This window comes from Rosistilla carotiformis (assembly GCF_007753095.1).
GTDB classification, from domain to species: Bacteria; Planctomycetota; Planctomycetia; order Pirellulales; family Pirellulaceae; genus Rosistilla; species Rosistilla carotiformis.
In genome coordinates this window covers 4,160,518-4,181,310 of record NZ_CP036348.1, presented here as the reverse complement: position 1 = coordinate 4,181,310, position 20,793 = coordinate 4,160,518, and the positions used below count along the sequence as shown (strand labels likewise).

The following is a 20,793-nucleotide window of genomic DNA, read 5'->3' as shown; positions in this document are numbered from 1 at the left end:
CGAAGGCCAGTTGGCCGATTTCGATCGTTGCTAGTGGGATCGGTGCGATGGTCGCTTGCTTCTTTGCAATGTCGACCGCAGAGATCCTCCCGCCTGGAAGCGATCAATGGGTCTTCAATCAAATCAAAGGTGTCAATCAAATCAAAGGTGTCAGGACCAATACTGTTCGGCACGAAAGTTGCGCATTGAATTTTGCGTGTTTCTGGCACGGCTTTTGCGCACCGGAGAACCAATTGCGGATGGTTCGCCAGTTTGACACACAGCGGATGAGCCAGTGCCAAAGCGACTCCCCAAACGACGAAAGCCAACGCCAGAAAAACGCCCCAGCGATCAGTGCACGGCCGACGAAGCTCAGCTCGATTTCAGGGCCCGGGATCTGCAGGGCCTGAAGTTTTTTAAAAAGATCCGACCGCTGTTAGATTCGCTGCACGAAATCGGCACACAGCGTGACAAGTCCCACAACCGCGACCTGCACATGGACCAGTACGGCGTACTTGTTCTCATGTGGATGTTCAACCCTATCCTGACGTCGCTCAGGGGGCTCCAGCAAGCCAGCACACTCAAGGATGTCCAAAAGAAGTTCGGCGTCGGGCGAGCTTCGCTCGGATCACTCTCGGAGTCGGTGAGCATCTTTGACCCCGAACCGCTGAAGCAAATTGCGGCGCAACTCGCGCACGAAGTCCCATCAGCCGATCCTTCAAAGTTTGACGCGATCGAACACCAACTAACCGCCGTCGACGGAAGCGTGTTCAAGACTGCCGTGCGTGTGGCTTCGCTGGGCTGGTTGCCTAACAAAGCAGGAGGAACCACGAAGGGAAAGTCCGTTGATGGATACCGAATGCACACGCATTTCGAGATACTTCGCGGAGTCCCCGAACGCATGGATGCGACACCGGCCAAACCGAAAGGAAAGGATGACGAGAAGTCGGTCTTGGCATCGGTGCTGCAACCCGATCGCTGCTACGTGACCGATCGTGGATACGCGAAGTTTGAGTTGTTCAATCAAATCAACGCTATTGGCAGCAGTTACATTTGCCGGGCCCGAGACAATAGTACACCGCAAATCCTAAGTGACCGAGAGCTCACGCAAGCTGACCGCGGTCAAATCAAAGGTGTCAGGACCACTACTGTTCGGCACGAAAGTTGCGCATTGAATTTTGCGATCAAATCAAAGGTGTCAGGACCAATACTGTTCGGCCCGGTTGCTGCTGCGTCCAGAGATGATCAGGACTGCAGTTGGCGATGATGATTCCGGATGCGAATTGCCCGGTGAAGGATGGGCGTCAACCACTGACCGCGCAGCAGCGAACGCCGAAGTCACAGGACTTCGGTCGGCGCGCAGTGCTTCTATAGAGCTTTGGGTTTCAGTTTTTCTATATGTGCTTCCAGTTCCTCCAGGTTGGCCCAGCCGAGCAAGTAGAAGCAGATCATCTCGTAGGTGCGTTTGTTCGGTTGGCCGCCGGTGTAGATCAAAATCAACAGACACGCGATGATCGCTAGGTACATCTGGATCTCCACGCCTTCCGGCTTGGTGCTCAGCAGATGTCGACAGCCCAAAAGCTGCTTGATCATTCGAAAAAACAACTCGATCAGCCAGCGAAGCCGATACGCTTCGGCAATCAGTTCGGCGGGAACGTCCATCAGGTTTGTGACCAAACGCAGACGACCGTCGCAGTTGGTGCCTTTGCTTCCGGTGCGCACATGAGGTTGGACTTCGACCTCGATGAAGCGAACTGGATGATCACTTGGAACCGTTTTGCGGTTGCTCGTACACGCGCCTAAGATGACTTCTCGGTCGACGCGAACGCCGGCATCGCGGTCAGCTTGCGTGAGCTCTCGGTCACTTAGGATTTGCGGTGTACTATTATCTCGGGCCCGGCAAATGTAACTGCTGCCAATAGCGTTGATTTGATTGAACAACTCAAACTTCGCGTAACCACGATCGGTCACGTAGCAGCGGTCGGGTTGCAGCACCGATGCCAAGACCGACTTCTCGTCATCCTTTCCTTTCGGTTTGGCCGGTGTCGCATCCATGCGTTCGGGGACTCCGCGAAGTATCTCGAAATGCGTGTGCATTCGGTATCCATCAACGGACTTTCCCTTCGTGGTTCCTCCTGCTTTGTTAGGCAACCAGCCCAGCGAAGCCACACGCACGGCAGTCTTGAACACGCTTCCGTCGACGGCGGTTAGTTGGTGTTCGATCGCGTCAAACTTTGAAGGATCGGCTGATGGGACGTCGTGCGCGAGTTGCGCCGCAATTTGCTTCAGCGGTTCGGGGTCAAAGATGCTCACCGACTCCGAGAGTGATCCGAGCGAAGCTCGCCCGACGCCGAACTTCTTTTGGACATCCTTGAGTGTGCTGGCTTGCTGGAGCCCCCTGAGCGACGTCAGGATAGGGTTGAACATCCACATGAGAACAAGTACGCCGTACTGGTCCATGTGCAGGTCGCGGTTGTGGGACTTGTCACGCTGTGTGCCGATTTCGTGCAGCGAATCTAACAGCGGTCGGATCTTTTTAAAAAACTTCAGGCCCTGCAGATCCCGGGCCCTGAAATCGAGCTGAGCTTCGTCGGCCGTGCACTGATCGCTGGGGCGTTTTTCTGGCGTTGGCTTTCGTCGTTTGGGGAGTCGCTTTGGCACTGGCTCATCCGCTGTGTGTCAAACTGGCGGACCATCCGCAATTGGTTCCCCGGTGCGCAAAAGCCGTGCCAGAAACACGCAAAATTCAATGCGCAACTTTCGTGCCGAACAGTATTGTGTCAGGACTCTTTGATAAACTAAGCCGCTAAAAGAGTCCTGACACCTTTGATCCGTCCCTCCATTTGAAGACGCCCGGACTTCGCGGAACCGGTGCAACGCATTGGTATGTCGCAATCATCGCTGAACGATACAGTGGACTCGCAATTTCCGCCCATTGTGAGCATGATCTCCCTCGACCGCGTTTTTTAAGCCGGTAACCGATTCTATAAATGTTTCTGGATCGTAAATAAAGAAAATCAAATCATCGCAATAAGGATCGTTTTTGTAATCACCAATGTCATCATTTAACTCGGCCTTGATTTGCTTACCATGCGTCTTGTTACGAGTGCGTTTCGCCTCGATCACGATGCGCAATAGCGGCGAACGAAAATCTTGAATAGTGTATTGTCGAGTCGGCCCGGAAACGGGCGTTTCCGGTACGAGGTCTGGAATCGCAGGTTTCAACATGAAGTACAACATGTCCTGTACGCCGTCCTCTGAATCCAGAGGCAATACGATTCGGCCACGTCGGTTGTTTGAGTATCCAGCGCAATCTGGGAATTCATCTAGTAAGTCAAAGACGTCTTGGATATGACGCGCTTTTCTGACGTTGGTCAGTGGGGCGACACTTGCACCACAGACCAGATTTATTTTCCGTTGTGCGTCTGCATTACCGATCGCCAGGCGGGTTAGAGATTCAATTGGTCTATTCGTCATCTACCACGCCCAGAACATATTTCCCAAGGTTTTTGAATATCGCCTCGTAAACCTCGGGCGATTGCTCGCCAGGAATCTGCACCTGGATATTGAACGCAACTTGTGCATCCAGCTGACGGCGCACGCGTCGCTTTTTGCGAGGACCTGGTTTTTCGTCGCTGTCATCGTCTTCCTCATGCTCGATGTCAGGCGTTCCATTGAAGTCAGCGATAGCGCAAAGCGCGGTGAACGTTTGCGCCATGTTTTTTACAGACGCTTCGCCTACCGATGTGTGCGATGCAAACCAGGTTTTAAGTGTTTCGCCGTCTTTCGATTGGGCGTCAGGATAGGTTTTGAATAACTCTCTGTAAGCTATCTTTATCAACGCGGCCAATTCGGAAGGCGCCGTATGTTTGTTGCGCAGCTTTTTGTACGCAGCAGACGGGGCGCCGTTGGACTCCAGAACACCGATGAATTTAAGGACGGTGATTATGGCCCTGTCGTTTTTCGACTTGTAGCCAAGACCTTCTAGATGATTGTTTGTGACTTTGTCAGGCACGCCACGACTGGGAATACCGTTGATGAATTCTTGAAGATTGCCAGTGTTTTGCGTTTGCGTGAAAGTGGCCATTAGATTTTCAGTTTGATGTGGATCGCGGTGTGGCTCAGTGTTTCTTATTCTCAGGCAAGCGAAATAACAATGTTGTTCACCTGCACGTTCCGGGGAAATATTGGATTCTCACCTGTTATTGCGGTTCGCGGCTTTACTGGCGGCTATTGTTGACCGCGTGGGGGGCGGTGTCAACATTTGGCGTCCAGAGGCTTTGCTTCGCATGGGGTGCCAGGAGTTAACTGACAAATTGCGATGCATTGACGGTTGTGTGTCGCAATTCAGCGGTTTCACGGTGGTGTTGCTAGAGTTTGCTATTTACTGCGCGCGGTCGCAGGTTTCCTGTACCGCGCGTTGCTGCGTTCGACGTCGCCTAGTTGTTAAACTCGCCCAACGCCGTGTCGATCAACTCACGCCACTCTTCCTGCGATGTCGGCTCATCGTCGGTTAATGCAGCGTCCACCGCATCGACGGGGATCGAATCCGAGTATCGGTTTGCTGTGGGGGCGGGGTACTGCGTTGCTTTGTCGACTCCCAAGAAACTGGACGACGATTCTTGAACGATCAGCTCAGCCTCTTCGATCGCATCCCGCTGGCTGCTGTCGGCAACGGGGGGCGTGATGGTCTCGCCCGTGCTGCTGCGTAGGCAAGGTCGAAGGCGTCAGGACTCTTTGATAAACGGGGCCGTTAAAAAAGTCCCGACGTCTTTGATTCGCCCACGACTTGCACACCACGATCCTGCATTAAATGGGGATCGATCACAAACGCTTGACCTACCGCCACGCCGGCCGCGATTTCCGGCTGACCGACGTGCATGGCCGGATCGTTAAAGAAATCTTGGTGTGACCGCGACCGCGATTGCGTCGCAACCGCGGCAAGAAACGCGCGATCGACTATTCGGGCAAGATCGCGTTGTGATAGATGTCTTGAACGTCATCGCAGTCGTTCAACATGTTCATAAACTTCTCGAACATCGGCACGTCGTCGGGGCTGATGTCGGTATTGGTTTGCGCGACGAAAGTGATTTCGTCGACATCAAACTCCAGCTCCGGGGTCGCTTCGAGCAACGCCTGCTTCGCGTTGTAGAATTCGGTCGATGGAGCAAACACCGTCACCTGGCCGTTTTCGCATTCGACATCGACGACGTCGACGTCCGCACCCAACAAGATCTCGAGCACCTGGTCGGCGCTCTCGCCTGGAAATCGCAGCACGGCCAAGTGATCGAAGGAGTGGGCGACCGAACCGGGAGCGCCCAGCTTGGAGCTCGTCTTCGTAAAGCAATTGCGGACGTCGGTGATCGTGCGGTTGTTGTTATCGGTCAAGCAATCGACGATGACCGCGCAGCCGCCGGGTCCATAACCTTCGTAGCGTGCTAGTGAAAAGTCCTCGCCGCCGCCGCCAGACGCTTTTTCGAGTGCCTTCTCGATCACATGGGCCGGCACTTGCTCGCGTTTCGCTTTGTCGATCAGGCTGCGCAATGAGGGATTCGCCGCCGGATCGGCTCCGCTGTTTTTCGCAAGAACGTACAACTGCTTGCCATATTTGGAATACAGCTTGGACTTTTGTCCCGCTGTTTTGGCCATCGACACTTTGCGAACTTCAAAGCTTCTTCCCATGTGCTTGGATCTCTCTTCACCGATTGCTTGATTGCTTAGCGATAACTTGACAGCTTGCGCGAACGGTCACGCTTTGTCATACGCTTGGTTTCCCAGAGGGCTCGGTGGCGATCGAGCTCCGGCGATGACAAGCGATCCGTCCGCGGAGACGCGGTATCTGTCAACGACCGACAACGCGAAACCTGCCACATCGGTTGGAGTGCCACTGCGGGGATGTCCCGTCCAGCGGCCGCATCCAATGCGGGCCGAGCCAATTTTCGAAGTTCGGTCGTCGATAGAAACCGCGATCGATCTGTGATTCTAACGCAATCCACGGCCGCTGTAATGAGCGCTTCCCGCGTAGAAAGTGCATGTGGAGCCAGCGGCGCCCGAATCTTTGGAACCGAGCGTCCGATAACGCAAGCAGATGGGCCGTCGGCTCCTACGATCGGCGGCCGAACCAAATTCAGACCCGTTGGGCGCCCGCAACACCCTGTTCGACGACAAAGCTGGCTCGGGTCAGGCAATCCGATTCGGGCTTCGAAACGATCGGAACGACACGGAAATCGCTAGTCCATTGCTGCGGTGTGACTTCGCAGCGGACGTACCCACGCTCCGCGTTGTAGAACTTGACGAACGGATTGTCGGCCAGAACGCCATCGGTGTCTTTGCGTTTTTCACCGCCATCACCCCCCGAAGTGATCGACGTTCCGACAAACTCCGTCGCGACCGCTGCCGCTTGTTCGTCGTCGAAGTCGACTTTGATATCGTTCACCCAGTTGGTGTGGATGTCGCCGGTTAGGACGATCGGGTTGGCGATCTGGCGATCCTGAAGGAACTGGATCAGCCGCTTGCGGCCCGCTTCATAACCGGCCCATTGATCCATGCTGTACGCGACCGCATCGCCTGGGACGCGATCGACACGGGCCATCATCACCTGTTGCGCGAGGATGTTCCAACGCGCCGGCGACGCCTCTAATCCGTCGCACAACCATTTCTCCTGGACGTCCCCCAACAGCGTCGCGTTGGGATCGAAGACTCCCTGACAGGCCGGTTTGTTGCGATCGCCGCAGGGTTGATCGGTGCGATACTGACGTGTGTCGAGGACCGAAAACTGAGCCAGTCGGCCGTAGCTGATGTTTCGGTAGATCTGCATCATGGGGCCGTGAGGCAGCGTCGAACGCCGCAGCGGCATGTGTTCGTAATACGCTTTATATGCGTTGGCTCGCCGGTTCAGGAAATCGGAGACTGCGACGTCTGGCTGTTCGGAGATCTCTCCGGCACAGTTGTTGTCGAATTCGTGATCATCCCAAGTGACGATCCACGGAAAGGCCGCGTGCGCCGCTTGCAGATCGGCGTCGCCGCGATAGAGCGCGTAGCGATTGCGATAGTCGTCCAGCGAGACGATCTCAGCGCTGTTGTGCTGCCGCGGCCGTGGCTTCGACATTCCTCCTTCATAGATGTAATCGCCCAGATGGACGACTGCATGAAGGTCTTCGTTGGCCATGTGCCGTAACGCATTGAAGTACCCTGTCTCGTAGTGCTGACATGATGCAAAGGCGAACCGCAATCGGTCGGGCATCACGTCGGCGGCGGGCGTCGTTCGCGTGCGGCCGATCGAACTGATCTCTCCCGCCGCTTCGAATTGGTACCAATAGGTCCGATCGGGCAGCAGGCCCTGCACCTCGACATGCACCGAATGCGCCCAGTCTTTGTCGGCCGTGGCGACTCCCTTGCGGACAATGTTCTTCATCCCGTCGTCGGTTGCCACTTGCCAACGGACGCGGACGTTCTCCGCTGGCATCCCGCCACCGTTCAATGGATCGGGCGCCAGCCGCGTCCACAGCACGAATCCATCGGGGGCTGGATCGCCCGATGCGATTCCCAGCTGAAACGGATCGTTCGACGTGCGAGTGCGACGGTCCGCCGCTTCGGCGATGCAAATGTTCGCCAACGGCCACAGTGCGGCGGCGGAGGCGGCTGTCAAAAGGGAACGGCGATCAAGCGAAACGTGTTGCGGCATCGGAGGTTTTTCGGCGAGGTGGATTGTTGAAGGGGAATGTGAAACGCACTAGTGTAAGCATTGCAGGCGCTCCGATCCCAGCACGCGACGCCAGCCACTGAGCTGCGTTTCGCTGGGCTCAAATTCACTCCACCGAAAAGTTTAGTTCCCGGTACCGCGGAAAAACGAAGCGATTTCTTCGTCGTGGCACTTTCATCTGATGCGCCGGCAAGCAGAGACGGACCGGGCGAACGTCGATGAATTCACATGAACTTCACGCGGGATGGGCCGTTTGTGGCAGTCTTGAACGACGGCAAAACACGTCGTTTCCGCAAGCAATGCCCACACTGGAGTGAGCTCTTCCCCAACGGGAACAGGAGTCATCGCAAACGCTCTCACGCAACTGCAACGCGGGTGGCACCCGACTCTTATCCCTCGCAAGTCGCATCCTCCGGTTTTGATGATTCCACTCAACATGTTTGATGGTCGACCGCGAACACAACGGAGATTGAAAATACATACCTCAAACGGACGGTGTCTGCGGCTTCGCAGCGGAACGTTCAAAATCAGTATTTCCACGCCACGATCCTGCACTTGCTGGGGATCGACCACGAACAGCTGACCTTTCGCCACGCCGGCCGCGACTACCGGCTGACCGATGTGCATGGGAACGTGGTGCGGGATATTTTGCGTTGAGATGCGTCGCATCGTGCGATTGACTGTCGCTGGAATGGACGATGACGTTTCGTCCGGCGTCACGAAGTACTGGATCTGGCCAGCCGAAAGGGGTTGGGCGACAATGGCGGCATGAAGAAGTTAAAACAGGGTGTGACGCCGGGACCCTTTATCGAATCCGTCGTCCTGGACCGGTCGCGGATCTACGACCCGGAGCACTATGCGTTTCAGCTCCCTGCGATGCGCGGGTTTTCATCGCTGGACCTGCATCCGCAAGTGACCTTCCTGGTTGGTGAAAACGGTTCGGGCAAATCGACGATGCTCGAAGCGATGGCGATCGCCAACGGGTTGAACGCCGAAGGGGGGAGCCGCAACATGTTGTTTGCGACGCGCGAGAGTCATTCCGAATTGCATAAGGCCCTTCGCCTGCGACGGTATCACGCGCTGGTCCCCGACGCTTGGTTCTTACGGGCCGAGAGTCTGTTTAACGTGGCGACGGAGATCGAGAACCTGGGCGTTGGCGACAATTACGGAGCGCGGTCGCTACATGAGCAATCGCATGGCGAAGCGTTCATGAGTTTGATCGAGAGCCGATTTGGACAGGGTTTGTATTTCTTGGATGAGCCCGAGGCGGCGCTTTCTCCTCAGCGACAGCTAGAGTTTTTGGTGTTGCTGCATCAATTGGTGGGGCTCGATTCCCAGTTTGTGATCGCGACGCACTCGCCGATTATCATGAGCTATCCGCGGGCGAAGATCTATGAATTTAGCGAACGCGGAATCGAACCGATCGCGTATGAAGAGACCGAACACTATCGGATAACGAAGTCCTTTCTAGATGCCCCGTCGCGAATGTTGCGTCATCTACTGGAGGACAGCGACGAATAACCGGGGGCAGAAGGGTTGTCGCCTAAACCTGCATGCACTCTTCTTCGATCGCAACTTGATCGCGGCCCATCCCCTTGGCACGGTACAGCATTCCATCGGCTCGCGTGTACCAACTTTTTTCGTCGTCGTTTTCTGTCAATTTAGCAAGTCCCATCGAGATCCGGATGGATCCGATAGGGGTCCGTGCGGGCATGATATTCAGTTGTTGCGTGGCGAAATGTTCACGCATCTGATCGGCAAACTCGACCGCCGCGAGGGCGGAACTGGTTTGAAGGATCACGGCGAACTCGTCGCCTCCCAACCGCGCCAGAGAAACGTTGGGATGCCGGCGGGAAATCTCCATGGCGATAAATCGGATCACTTGATCGCCAGCGTCGTGCCCGTAGGAATCGTTGATGTGCTTAAAGTGGTCGACATCCATCAAAATCAGATAAACGCTGCCGCTGCAGTAGCGAAGGCTTTTCAGCGTTTGTCGGACTTGTGCGTCAAAGTACCGGCGATTTCCAATGCCGGTGAGATGGTCGGTCATCATGCCCCGCCGCGACTGGGCTAATTCCGTCTGGAGTTTGGCGATCTGCGACTGAGCCGCGTCCAGCTTTTGGGATGCCTCATGCAGTTGACGTTTCATCGCGGTCGCTCCTGCGTTGATGACTGCGATACAGTCGGCAGAACTTTGCTGGGATGAATCGTCGGCGTTTAACAGTTTGCTGGCGGTGTCGATCGTCCCTTCGAATTCCGTTCCGGCCGCTTGTTGTTGTGTGATCAGGGATTGAAAACGATCCAGTTCGGCGATCAAGGCTTCGCCCACACTGGCGTTCGTTTCGTCGGCAGCGTTCGCGGTCTGAGAGTGGATCGATTCGAGCATCGCCACGCTGACCGATTGGGCTTCGGTGACCGCGGGCGATAGTTTTCTGATCAGTTCCGTGTCGTGTCCTTCGACGTACCGGTACCAGACGCCGTAGACATTGGGGGTTGGTGGCGTCTTAAACTGGCCGATCAACCGTAGCGCATCTTTGGCGATCGCGAACGCGTCGTTTTCGTTATTAGAGCGATTGTCAGTCATTTACCATGGTCGCAAAACGTGGGCTTCGATTCGGTTGCCGACATTGATTCGATTTAAGAGTTGCATACAAGTCGTCCCGGCAGGACAACAATTTAAATAAAATTTTCTGTATGCAACGACTCTTAATCGTGTCGTTCCGACTACGCGGGCGGTGTTTCCAGCCAGCATTCCGTTTGAGGAGACGATTCCACATAAGCATAGGTCACGGTACGTCGCTGCAGAGTGGTGGCCTGCCCCCCCATGTCTCTGAAGTCCGGTATCGGCATCCTGCAGCGGAATTTCCTTCTTCCCGTTCCCTCTGGACGTGCAACCCGTTGGTTCCCGCTTCAATTCGAGGACAACGGATAGGTAGAGAGGTTGCCAAGTGCAAGAACCTGTTGGCGTTGAGGTCAAATTCCAAAGTGTCGCCCTATTGGAAATCGGCCAGTGTGTGAATCCAGCAGCGTTAGCGAAACGCAACTTAAAGCGATGCACTTGCCACAGTAATACGTCGCAGCCTAAGTCGTTTTTCGTTTTACCCGGCGTAAGGAGTGCCAATCGCTCTCGCGAGAAACGAGTTGAACGAAGCGCCGATCGAGCGCGGCTTTCTGTCGCGTGTCCATGTAGGTCGATGCAATCAGCAAAACAGAAGTATTTGCGATCTAACAATTCTTTCGCAATACACCGCCGTTGAGATGCATTTTCGATCCGAGTCTGGCATAATGCGGATCGTAGCGACTAGGCCGATTGGGTGGCCTGGAGTAGCTGGATGGTCGGTCGGGTTGGTTTTGGCAGAGGATCACAACATGAGCTATCGTAAATTTCTTAGTAGGGCATCTCAGTCGACGTCAAACGCACGGTTCAATTCGCGACGACGATTGCGCCATGAACTGTTAGAAGACAGACGCCTTCTGACTGCGGTGCGCAGCTTGCCTGGGTTTGAGGCAGAGATACTGCCATCCAACGATGACGATTCTTCGCAACTGGTGTCGCTGGGATTCGATATCAACTTTTTTGGCAACAGCTACGACGGGCTCTACATCAATAACAATGGCAACGTGACCTTTGAGGACGCGTTAAACGACTGGACTCCAAGCGAATTGGAGGATCTTGAAATACCCATCCTCGCGCCGTTTTGGGCAGACGTCGATACGCGTGCACCGGGTTCTGGGGAAGTCACCTATGGTGCGGATGTTGTCGATGGCCGGCCTGCGTTTGGGGTGAATTGGATCGACGTTGGATATTTCAGCGAAAACGACACACCGCTGAACAGCTTTCAGTTGATCCTCATCGATCGAACGGATCTTGAACCGGGGGCGTTCGACGTTGAGTTCAATTACGACACGATTCAATGGGAAGCGGGCGAGTTCGACGGAGGGATCGATGGTATTGGCGGGATCACGGCCCGCGCCGGTTACAGTAACGGCAGCAAGTTACAAGGTACCTATTATGAGTTCATCGGGTCGGGCCAAAGCGAAGCGTTTCTCGACGATAGTTCGCTGGGGCTCGTCAATAACTCCCTGATGTCGGACGTAGCCGGACGCTACATTTCTCAATTCCGATCGGGTTCAAGTCTCGACTTTTTGGGGCTTGCCGGCCAGTCGATACCGGTCGGAGAGAACGCGTTCTACCTTGGTGAAGGGATGGATCCACGCGGTGAACGCCCCGACTTCTATGACAATGCGAACAGTTTGGATACCGCAAATGTCGAGTTCCTGCGAAACAATGGCGGCCTCGGAATCGATCTGGATGGAGCTGGGGTCGTGGTCGGCGTTTGGGACAGTTTGAATGTTCGTGAAACGCATCGTGAGTTCGCTGGGAGAGTGGACCTGGGAACCGAGTTGAACACGGCGGCAACGGGACTTTCAAGTCACGCAACTCACGTCACAGGCACGATTTTGGCAACGGGGATCGATGCGGCCGCCGCTGGCTACGCACCTGCCGCACGTGGAATCAATTTCGACAGTGCGAGGGACGTTGATGAGCTGGCGGCAAACAGTGCAACCATCGATCTATCGAACCATTCGTATGGGGCGCGTGCAGGATGGAATCTCGATCTGAACGACAGCAATGAAGATCCGCTGAACGCACCGGGAACCGTTGGAGCGGACCTTTGGTTGGGGGTCTACGACCTGAACAATCAAGAGGATCCACGCTTCGGAAAATATACCGATGATTCTCGAGCATTCGATGAACTGTTGCGAAACAATCCGGAACTGTTGACGGTTGTTTCCGCGGGAAACGATCGGCAAAACAATTACAACGACGAATTGGGCACCGGCCAATATGTAACATTTTTTGAAGGCGGTTTCGGCACGTCGACCGATCGTGGGTGGTACCTGGTTCCCGATGCCGGCGCGACCGCGGCTCCGCCTGAAGATGGCGGCGCGGATGGATTCGATACAATTGGTGGAGATCAGAAGACGGCAAAAAATACGCTCACGGTAGGTAATTACAGTGACGTTCTGGCCGACCCTCAACCCCAGCTGCTTCCCGATGGGGATGCGGGAGGGGACGACGGAAGCTTGGGCTTCGAAGGTTCCTCTTCTTTTGGACCGACCGACGATGGACGGATCAAGCCCGATGTCGTCGCCAACGGCATCCGGTTGTACTCCAGCGATTTGGAAAATGACTCCGATTATGGAATTAAATCGGGAACGTCGATGGCAGCGCCGTCGGTTACCGGGCTCAGTGCTTTATTGTTGCAGCATTACCGTGATCTCCATTCGTCCGATCCACGCAGCGCCACGCTGAAGGCGTTGTTGATTCACACGGCGTCGGACGTTGGGAATCCCGGTCCCGACTACAAAGCCGGATGGGGCTTGGTCAATGGAGCCAAAGCGGCGGAGTTTTTGTCGAATGAAGTGACACCGGTCGACGGCCAAACCCACATGCTTGAAGAAGCGGTACTGGCATCGGGGGCGACGATTCAACGGACGGTCGACGTGAAAGCGGGGGGGCCGTTTCGGGCAACCATCGTATGGACCGATGTCGCCGCCGCAGCCGACGCCGCGGGGGTGGACGTGGGGACGCCACGTTTGATCAACGACTTGGACATTCGAGTGATCGGTCCCGATGGCGTATCGATGCCGTGGGTGCTCGATCCCACCGATCCCGATCGGGATGCAACCACGGGAAGGAACTCGCGGGACAACGTGGAACAAGTCTTCATTGCCGATCCAACGCCGGGTACCTATACGATTCAGGTCTCCCATACCGGAGCCCTTCAAGGGGGACCGCAAGCGTTTTCATTGCTTGCAAGTACGAACTTTCCTCGCACGGTCGTCACCGCTGACGACGACGCTCCCCATAGCGCATCGGGCGATGGGCTCGCGGATGAATTCCGCGTGGTGCAAAACGGCGATAATGTGGAGGTCTACGTTAATGGCAACCTCGTCTTCGACGAACCTGAAGCCGCGATGGAGGGTCTGACAATCCGTGGTTCAAGCGACAACGATACGCTGACCGTTGACGTTCGTGGTGGCTTAATACCGCTGGCCAACAACATCCGTTTTGAGGGACAGGCTGGCTTCGACCGATTGAATGTGGTCGATGCGACAGGAACGTTGTTTACAAATGAAGCCATTCATGTCGGTGCGTTACCGGGGGACGGAACGCACACCTTGGACGGACAAATTGTCGAGTTTTTTGGACTCGAACCGGTCGTCACAAATGTCGTTGCTGTGAGCTTCACGATCGGGGCGCAACCAGGGCTCGCCAGCCTGCTGCAGGACGACAATCAGATCAACTACGAAGTAGGGCAGATCCTCGGAGCGACTGCGGGACGTGTGACGATTGATAACTTCGAACCGATTGAATTCGAAAACAAGACGGCCGTCACGATCAATGCGGGGGCCGGGACGGACACGATCAGTCTAAATCATTCGGCGACGCCAACGGGGTTAAACGGGATGACGATCAACGGTGGCGATCCGACGGCGGGCGATACGGTGATTGTCAGCGGCACGCCTGGGAACGATTCGCTGCGTGTCGCGATCACCAGCGACGACGATGCGGTCGTGCAAAGGCAGATCGCCGATCCGGCTCCGTATACGTTGGCGACGGTGGAGCATTTGATTCTCGATGGACGTGGCGGTAACGACGGTATCGACTACACGACGCCAGCGGGAATCGATTTGGTAACCCACACCCCTTCGCCTCAGCAGTCTTCGGGGACTCTGCTGTCTGCTGCCAACCAGAATGGCGAAGCGCGCATGTCGCTGGAGTATCGCAACGTGGCGGCTGCCACGATCGCGGTACGCGATGCCAGCGGCGACCCGACCGACGTCGTGCGGATTGACGGCACCGATAACGATGATCTCATCCAAGTTGCGCTCGACGGACGGGTTACGGTGCGCGAGCGTGGACTCAATAGCTTGCTTCATTCGACGATTCTGCCGGTCGGCGGGAAAGCTTTGGTTTTGCGTGGTTTCGATGGCGACGATCGTTTTGAAGTTGCCGCAGGGCATCCGTTCCTACGTCCCTTTGATGGCGTCGGCGGATTGTTGGTTGAAGACGGAGGTGGAAACGACGAACTGGTCGTCCGTGGCACGGGCACATTGTTGGATATTGACACCGCCAATCGAACAATCACGGAAGACACCTTCGGATCGATCGCGTTTGGCCGCATCGAAACGGTTGATGTCCTGGCCGGTGGCGGACCGTTAACCGTCACTTTGACCAACGACGATGATCGGCTAACGTATCGCCCCAGCGGTGCCGCTGCAGGTACGTTCCAGAACGAAAACGACAACACCACGTTCCACTTCAGCGACGTGACCGGAGCGTTTACTGTCGATGCGTTGGAGAGCGCGGCCGATCAAGTGATCGTCGAAGGGACCAACAGCCACGATCGGTTGTTGGTCGATTCTCCCAACCGTACGGTCACCGTAACCAATGCCGCAGGCGCTGTCTGGAAAACGGTAACGCTTGGCGACGACGTCGAACAAGTCACCGCGTCGGGGCGGTTGGGCAATGACACCTTCTTGGTCGTTCCATCGCCAACGGTCGGCGGCATCCCCAACGGGAATCTGCAAGTTCATGTCGATGGCGGACAACCAGGGGCGAGCGACGCGTTGGTGATCGCGACGGCAGCGGGTGGAACGTTGCCGGCGAGTGACTTTGCCGTCAACGCCGTGGGACAAACGCCCGGTGAGGGACGCGTTCGCGTCTTCCGTAACGCCGTGGCCATGCCTGATATCAGTTATGCCGAGATCGAAGTCGTCTCGCCCAACGTCGTCGTCAATGGTGGCGTGCCCCAATGGTTGGTGCTAGGGCCGGACGCTTCTGAACCGAACGAGTTCCGTACGACGGCGACCTTCTTGGGCAGTGGCGATTCGATCAATGTCGACAATCTGGCGATCTTTCCGAACTTCGGTGAACACATTGGCGTTCCCGCCGACGTCGACTATTTCCAGATCGTTGCCCAGGATACCGGCACGTTGGATGTCACCGCCTATTTCGAAGTCTATAGCGCCGCACTGCTTCCGCAAGGCGGACAGCTCGGCCTGAACGTTCTCGATTCCGGTGGCAACGTGATCGGCGGCGCGGGAGCTTTCGGTAACCCCGATGGGACGGCGAACGCGCGGGTGCGTATTCCTGCGGTTGCGGGGCAAACCTATTTTGTCACCGTCTTTGGCGCCGCGGCAAACGGAGTGGCGGATCCCGCCGTCGTCAACGGATACGAACTAAAGGTCACTAATGAGGCGCCTCCGGTTCCCTACGATCTGGAACTAAACGACATCTTGCAAGTGGGAACCGTTGCTGCGGCTCCGGCCGCCACCACGACCAGCTTTACCGCTGCGATCGCTCCGGCCAACGGCGTGCTTCCCGCAACAACCTTCGATTACGTCGGTAAAACTGTCGAATTCACCAGCGGCCCCAACGTCGGACGTCGGGCCAGCATCACTTCGTTCAACAGCGGAACTGGGTTGTTTGGTGTCGCCCCGGGCTTGATCGCCGCGCCGGCCGCGGGGGATTCGTTTGTCATCGAAACCACCGATACCGGTCGTTCGCAATTTGACAATGTGACCCGCGACAACACACCGATCATCACCTTCCGCTTGGACGACGACAGTCTTCTTCGCGATCTTCCCGGCGATTCGGTCGCCGGCAATCCAGCGGACGAGGTGATCGTGATTCCGTTCAACGGGTCGCAAGCTACGGGATTGGGAGCCGCGGCGGTTGGTAACGCGGGCTTCCGCGTTGCGGTTTTCCTCGAAGGCAGCCCGCAGCAACAGGGGACGGCACCGCAAACACCGATTGGTTACGCGCGGCAATTGCCCGGCACACCCGGCGTTTACGTCTTCGATTTTGGTCGCGATGCGGTACCTGGCGCCGCTGCGTTGGTGTTGTCCGATGGCAGCCACTTCATCAGCGCTAAAGTCGAAATCATCGATCCATCGATCGATGCGTTTGCCAACGACACCGGTTTCGGGGCCCGCAGCGCATCTCTGGAGATCGTTGTCGACACCGCCGGACCAACGCTCTTCTTTGGCGATCCAGCGATCGTGGGAGACGGCTTGCATCCCGACAGCGATTCGGGAGACTCCGGCCTCCTCGCAACTTTCAACGATGGCATCACCAACGACTTAACGCCGACGTTTTGGGGACACGCGGAAGCCAATGCGATTGTCAAAGCGTATGTCGACGTCGATGGCAGCGGCACACTGACCGCCGCGGATGTTTTGATCGGGCAGACCGTTGCCAGTCCGTTGGACGGCACGAATCAGGAACCGTTTGGTCGCTGGGAATTGACGTCGACCGTCAACATGAACGATACGCAGCGTCTGGCCGCCCTGCCGGTCGATGGTCTGCGAACGATCTTGATCACTGCCGAAGATTCCGCCGGAAATCAGAATCCCGGCGGCGCGGTGGTGCAAACGCTGGATATCTTTATCGATACGAACGGCCCTCAGGTGACCAACGTCTACATCACCAGTTCGCCCGCCCACAATCTGTTTACGCTGAAGCCAAACGATGTTATTCAAGGGCCGACGCCAGCGGTCGATGGATTGACGATCGACCTGCAAGATTTTCCAGCGCGCACCGCAGCCTTCTTGTACGCCGCGGTGTCGAATGTCCCGCCGCTGGCACCGATCGTGTTGCGTGGCGATCACTCGGGAATCATCCCGATCACGCATATCGCCTATACGTCGGATCCGTTGAGCGCTGGAAGCATCGCCACCGGCTCGATTCGTTTGACCTTCGCCGAGCCATTGCCCGACGATCGCTATACGTTGACCTTGCAGGACAACATCATCGATCCGGCGGGGAACGCATTGGATGGCGAAAGCAACGCAGCCGAACCGGTGGGCACGCCTTTCTTCCCGACGGGTGATGCGATTCCCGGCGGTGACTTTGTCGCACGCTTTACTGTCGATAGCCGGCCCGAAGTCGCCACGTGGTCGCAAGGCTTGGTCTACGCCGACATCAATGGCAACTTCGTCTGGGATCCCGAGGGGCAGGACAACGACGCCACCAACCGCGACTTTGTCTACAACTTTGGTAACATCACCGACGCCTACTTCGTTGGCAATTTTGCGGGTGTTGGGGCGGCGACGGCCAGCGGGTTCGATAAGGTCGGATCGTACGGAGCCTTCAACGGCGTCTACCAGTTCTTTCTGGATACCGACGATGATGGCGTGCAAGACTTTGTCAGCAACATGCCGGCTGCGTACCAAGTCAACGGAATCCCGATCGCCGGCGAATTTAACGCGGCCCATCCGGGCGACGAGATCGGTCTGTTTGATGGACAGAATTGGTACCTCGACGTCAATGGTAACAACACCATCGACGTGGGCGAGCGTTTTGCAACGACGCTGCGTGGGCTTCCCGTTGTCGGCGACTTCAACGGCGACGGCGCCGACGATTTGGCCACCTACAACAACGATACGGGCGTCTTCCGGTTCGACCTGAATCGCGATCACACCACGATCAACGACACATTGACCTATGGCTTCAGTGGTTTTAACGAGCGACCGGTGGCGGGCGATTTTAATCTCGACGGTGTCGATGACATTGCGATGTGGGTGCCCGGACGCGAAGGGCAATTGCCCAAGGAAGCGGGTGAGTTCCACTTCTTGATCTCCGACAACGTTCCCGCCGTGCCGCTGGTAACAACGCTCCCAAGCAACGTCTTCGATCCCTTCAGTCCCGCGCCTCTGGGGAACGATCGGATCGCGCAGTTTGGCGACGATTTCGCTCTGCCGCTGCTGGGCAACTTCGATCCGCCCGTCTCGGTCGACAGTGGCGGCCCGACCGTGCTGGGATCTTTGACCAACGCGTCGAATCCTTACGACACCAATGCCGATGGATTCGTGACGCCGTTGGACGTGCTGCATGTACTCAACGCAATCAATCGAGGGACGACCAGCCAGGTCAGCCAGCCGCTTCGGGCGCTCGCTTCTTTCGGCGGCTACTACTTGGATGTCTCCCAAGACGGCCAAGTCACACCGTTGGATGCGCTGCAGATCATCAATGCCTTGGCGAATTTAAATCGCCCGGCAGCGGAAGCCGCGTCCAAGGAGGTTGTGGATTTGGCAAGCTGGTCGGCGACTGTCGATCAAGCCTTCGCCGACGACGAAGAAGAGGAAGACGATTGGTTGGATCTGTTCGTTCTGGAACAGAATTTGGTCAACTAGCCAGGCTCAGTGACACGTAATCCGACTACCGACGCGGAGTACCGGAATGCGGAAGCCCTGAGATTTCACGCCCCAGCGTCCGCGGGAATCCTGCGCACGCTAGGTTCCACTGCGATCTCTTGGTGCGCAAACTTTGGGTCCGGAGAGCCCTTTCGAGAGGTCGATCCTGGCCCACCCGGTAGGTGCTGCAATAGCGCAAACCTATGCGATCAATAAACTTATCGCTTCGCTTTTCTGTTCTGTGGGTGGAAGCTTAGGTGGGATGCGTGGAGTTTGTCGCGATTAATAGCCATAGTGGTGGTAGCAGGTGTAGGTTTCCGATGCAAGTTAGCAGTTAGTTAAGTTGTTTCGAATCAAAGAAAGTTTGTGCATCACGCAGCCGTGAACGACAGACCTTCAAGACCTACAAGGAAGTTCGCGATGGGAAATGGAATCACGGTATCCGGCCTGTTGCTGGTACTCGTCTTTTTAGGGCCGTGGATGGAATCGAGCGCCTACGCTCAGGAGAGGCTTGCTCACGTCTCGGTGATGGATGATCACGATTCACCGATGCAGTGGAACGAGTGGACCCGGGGGAACGATCGGCGATGGTGGCTGTGCCGACACCGGATGTGATGAATCTACAGAGTGCAGTTCGATTCAAGTTGCCGCAAAGAAATGCCCGCCCCCGTGGTGGACCCATCGGACTGGAGTGTTTGGAGAATTCCTGTACCTTCGTCCCGCCGACACCGACATCGTGTATTCGATCGAACAAAACGATACGACGGCCAACGCGTTTCCGACGGGGCCGACCGGGATTGCCGCTGTCGATATGTCCCCGGGCTACCGCGTCGGATTCGCGTTGGCCAGTTCGACGACCAGCAGTCTGGTGGCCAGCTACACGCACTGGGACGGCGATACCCAAGATCGGCTGACTCGTAATCAGGCCAACGTGCTCAATTCACAGATCATCCATCCCAGCACATTCACCACCGGTGGCAACGCTTTGCAATCCACGGCAGCCACGGAGCTCCGCTTTGATTTGATCGATGCGGTTTACCGCCAAACGTTGATTTGTACCGAATCGACCGCCTTTCATTGGTCTGGCGGGTTCCGGTTTGGAAGCATGGAGCAATCTCTGCACGCTCAACAGGAAATTTCGACAGCGACAGGATTGGTGACCGTCGATACCGACATCGACTTCAACGGGTTTGGCCTGTTGTTGGGCTTGGACGCCGAACGTCGCAGCGGCAAGTCGGGCATGCTGTGCTACAGCAAAGGGATGGCATCGTTCCTTGGGGGCGAGTGGACCGGTGACTACCGGCAATCGAATCAATTCAATGGCGGGATGGTGGCCAACCAATACGAAGATTTTCGGATTACCCCCGTCCTTGAAACGGAACTTGGGATTGGTTGGCAGAGTGATTCGGGTTGCTTCCGCGCTACCGTGGGCTATTTGGCATCCTGGTGGTGCAATTCGCTTTCTACACGATCCTATGTCGAGGGTGTTCGCCAAGGAAGCTACTTGGATCTCGATGAATCGATCGCGTTTATCGGTCTCTCGTCGCGAGTCGAAGTTCGATACTAGGGCGCGAACGTCATCGGAATACGCCCCGCATCTAACGAAATCCACGTCACCGCTTGTGAGTCCTTCGCTATCCGCGCTTCAATTGCGAAGTCTCACTGCGGTTTTCGTTAATTTCCGTCGGTCGCGCTTGGGCGGCCGAAGGCATTCTGGTCAATCGACCCGTCAGAGCCGGACAGAAAACAGAGTTCGGTAATACGGCGCCGATCCAGCCAGAACTTTGCTGTCCGCTTCGAAGCCCTAAGGCCGACGCAGCAACTGCCGGAGACATATGCCTCCGTTCCCCAGTAGCCTCCACCCCAATAGGCCAGAGGCCGACACTGACACTGCCGGAGGCGTAAGC

Annotated in this window: 12 protein-coding genes and 1 pseudogene; 7 read left to right on the top strand and 6 right to left on the bottom strand. The window is 56.3% G+C overall.

The genetic code is table 11. The annotated features are described in order from the left end of the window. Window positions 1-274: 274 nt before the first annotated feature. The gene (locus Poly24_RS15085) at window positions 275-1,246 is read left to right on the top strand and encodes a transposase (protein ID WP_145096899.1); all 972 of its coding nucleotides are present in this window, start codon (window positions 275-277) and stop codon (window positions 1,244-1,246) included. A gap of 101 nt (window positions 1,247-1,347) precedes the next feature. Here the strand turns inward: Poly24_RS15085 and Poly24_RS15080 are convergent, their stop codons facing one another. The 3 genes from Poly24_RS15080 to Poly24_RS15070 form a co-directional block, all read right to left on the bottom strand. Beyond that, complete coding sequence (locus Poly24_RS15080; RefSeq protein WP_145095975.1) at window positions 1,348-2,640, bottom strand: IS4 family transposase; 1,293 nt, start codon at window positions 2,638-2,640, stop codon at window positions 1,348-1,350. Window positions 2,641-2,874: 234 nt separating this feature from the next. Then, window positions 2,875-3,456, bottom strand: a complete 582-nt coding sequence (locus Poly24_RS15075; RefSeq protein WP_145096896.1) for a PD-(D/E)XK nuclease domain-containing protein — start codon at window positions 3,454-3,456, stop codon at window positions 2,875-2,877. Continuing rightward, window positions 3,446-4,066, bottom strand: a complete 621-nt coding sequence (locus Poly24_RS15070) for a DUF5343 domain-containing protein (RefSeq protein WP_145096893.1) — start codon at window positions 4,064-4,066, stop codon at window positions 3,446-3,448. Before Poly24_RS15070 ends, Poly24_RS15075 begins: the two co-directional genes overlap by 11 nt. A gap of 696 nt (window positions 4,067-4,762) precedes the next feature. On the opposite strand from Poly24_RS15070, the pseudogene Poly24_RS15065 reads away from it, so the two are divergent. Further along, window positions 4,763-4,891: pseudogene (locus Poly24_RS15065) on the top strand (DUF1501 domain-containing protein); the annotation flags it as partial. Window positions 4,892-4,938: 47 nt separating this feature from the next. Here the strand turns inward: Poly24_RS15065 and Poly24_RS15060 are convergent. Next, window positions 4,939-5,661 (bottom strand): YebC/PmpR family DNA-binding transcriptional regulator, encoded by a 723-nt coding sequence (locus Poly24_RS15060; protein WP_145096886.1) that lies wholly within the window; start codon window positions 5,659-5,661, stop codon window positions 4,939-4,941. 445 nt (window positions 5,662-6,106) lie between these two features. Then, complete coding sequence (locus Poly24_RS15055) at window positions 6,107-7,663, bottom strand: alkaline phosphatase D family protein (protein WP_145096882.1); 1,557 nt, start codon at window positions 7,661-7,663, stop codon at window positions 6,107-6,109. A gap of 486 nt (window positions 7,664-8,149) precedes the next feature. Between Poly24_RS15055 and Poly24_RS15050 the strand changes: the two genes are divergently transcribed. Next, window positions 8,150-8,338 (top strand): DUF1501 domain-containing protein, encoded by a 189-nt coding sequence (locus Poly24_RS15050; protein WP_391556920.1) that lies wholly within the window; start codon window positions 8,150-8,152, stop codon window positions 8,336-8,338. Window positions 8,339-8,449: 111 nt separating this feature from the next. Beyond that, the gene (locus tag Poly24_RS15045) at window positions 8,450-9,202 is read left to right on the top strand and encodes an AAA family ATPase (protein ID WP_145096879.1); all 753 of its coding nucleotides are present in this window, start codon (window positions 8,450-8,452) and stop codon (window positions 9,200-9,202) included. A 22-nt stretch (window positions 9,203-9,224) separates the two neighbouring features. Here Poly24_RS15045 and Poly24_RS15040 read toward each other — a convergent pair whose 3' ends face one another. Further along, window positions 9,225-10,265, bottom strand: a complete 1,041-nt coding sequence (locus Poly24_RS15040) for a diguanylate cyclase (RefSeq protein ID WP_145096875.1) — start codon at window positions 10,263-10,265, stop codon at window positions 9,225-9,227. Window positions 10,266-11,164: 899 nt separating this feature from the next. Here Poly24_RS15040 and Poly24_RS15035 point away from each other — a divergent pair. From Poly24_RS15035 to Poly24_RS15025, 3 genes are all read left to right on the top strand, one after another. Then, the gene (locus Poly24_RS15035; protein ID WP_197451927.1) at window positions 11,165-18,886 is read left to right on the top strand and encodes a S8 family serine peptidase; all 7,722 of its coding nucleotides are present in this window, start codon (window positions 11,165-11,167) and stop codon (window positions 18,884-18,886) included. Between the two features lie 420 nt (window positions 18,887-19,306). Beyond that, window positions 19,307-19,501, top strand: a complete 195-nt coding sequence (locus Poly24_RS15030; RefSeq protein ID WP_145096869.1) for a hypothetical protein — start codon at window positions 19,307-19,309, stop codon at window positions 19,499-19,501. A gap of 76 nt (window positions 19,502-19,577) precedes the next feature. Continuing rightward, window positions 19,578-20,453 carry an Lpg1974 family pore-forming outer membrane protein gene (locus Poly24_RS15025; protein WP_145096866.1) on the top strand — a complete coding sequence of 292 codons (876 nt, stop codon included), beginning with the start codon at window positions 19,578-19,580 and terminating at the stop codon, window positions 20,451-20,453. The last annotated feature ends 340 nt before the right edge of the window (window positions 20,454-20,793 follow it).

What these genes read in the sequence shown, in the direction of transcription:
- Poly24_RS15030 (WP_145096869.1), top strand. Translation starts at nt 19,307, where the DNA reads ATGGGAAATGGAATCACGGTATCCGGCCTGTTGCTGGTACTCGTCTTT.
- Poly24_RS15075 (WP_145096896.1), bottom strand. Translation starts at nt 3,456, where the DNA reads ATGACGAATAGACCAATTGAATCTCTAACCCGCCTGGCGATCGGTAAT.
- Poly24_RS15060 (WP_145096886.1), bottom strand. Translation starts at nt 5,661, where the DNA reads ATGGGAAGAAGCTTTGAAGTTCGCAAAGTGTCGATGGCCAAAACAGCG.
- Poly24_RS15070 (WP_145096893.1), bottom strand. Translation starts at nt 4,066, where the DNA reads ATGGCCACTTTCACGCAAACGCAAAACACTGGCAATCTTCAAGAATTC.
- Poly24_RS15055 (WP_145096882.1), bottom strand. Translation starts at nt 7,663, where the DNA reads ATGCCGCAACACGTTTCGCTTGATCGCCGTTCCCTTTTGACAGCCGCC.
- Poly24_RS15045 (WP_145096879.1), top strand. Translation starts at nt 8,450, where the DNA reads ATGAAGAAGTTAAAACAGGGTGTGACGCCGGGACCCTTTATCGAATCC.
- Poly24_RS15040 (WP_145096875.1), bottom strand. Translation starts at nt 10,265, where the DNA reads ATGACTGACAATCGCTCTAATAACGAAAACGACGCGTTCGCGATCGCC.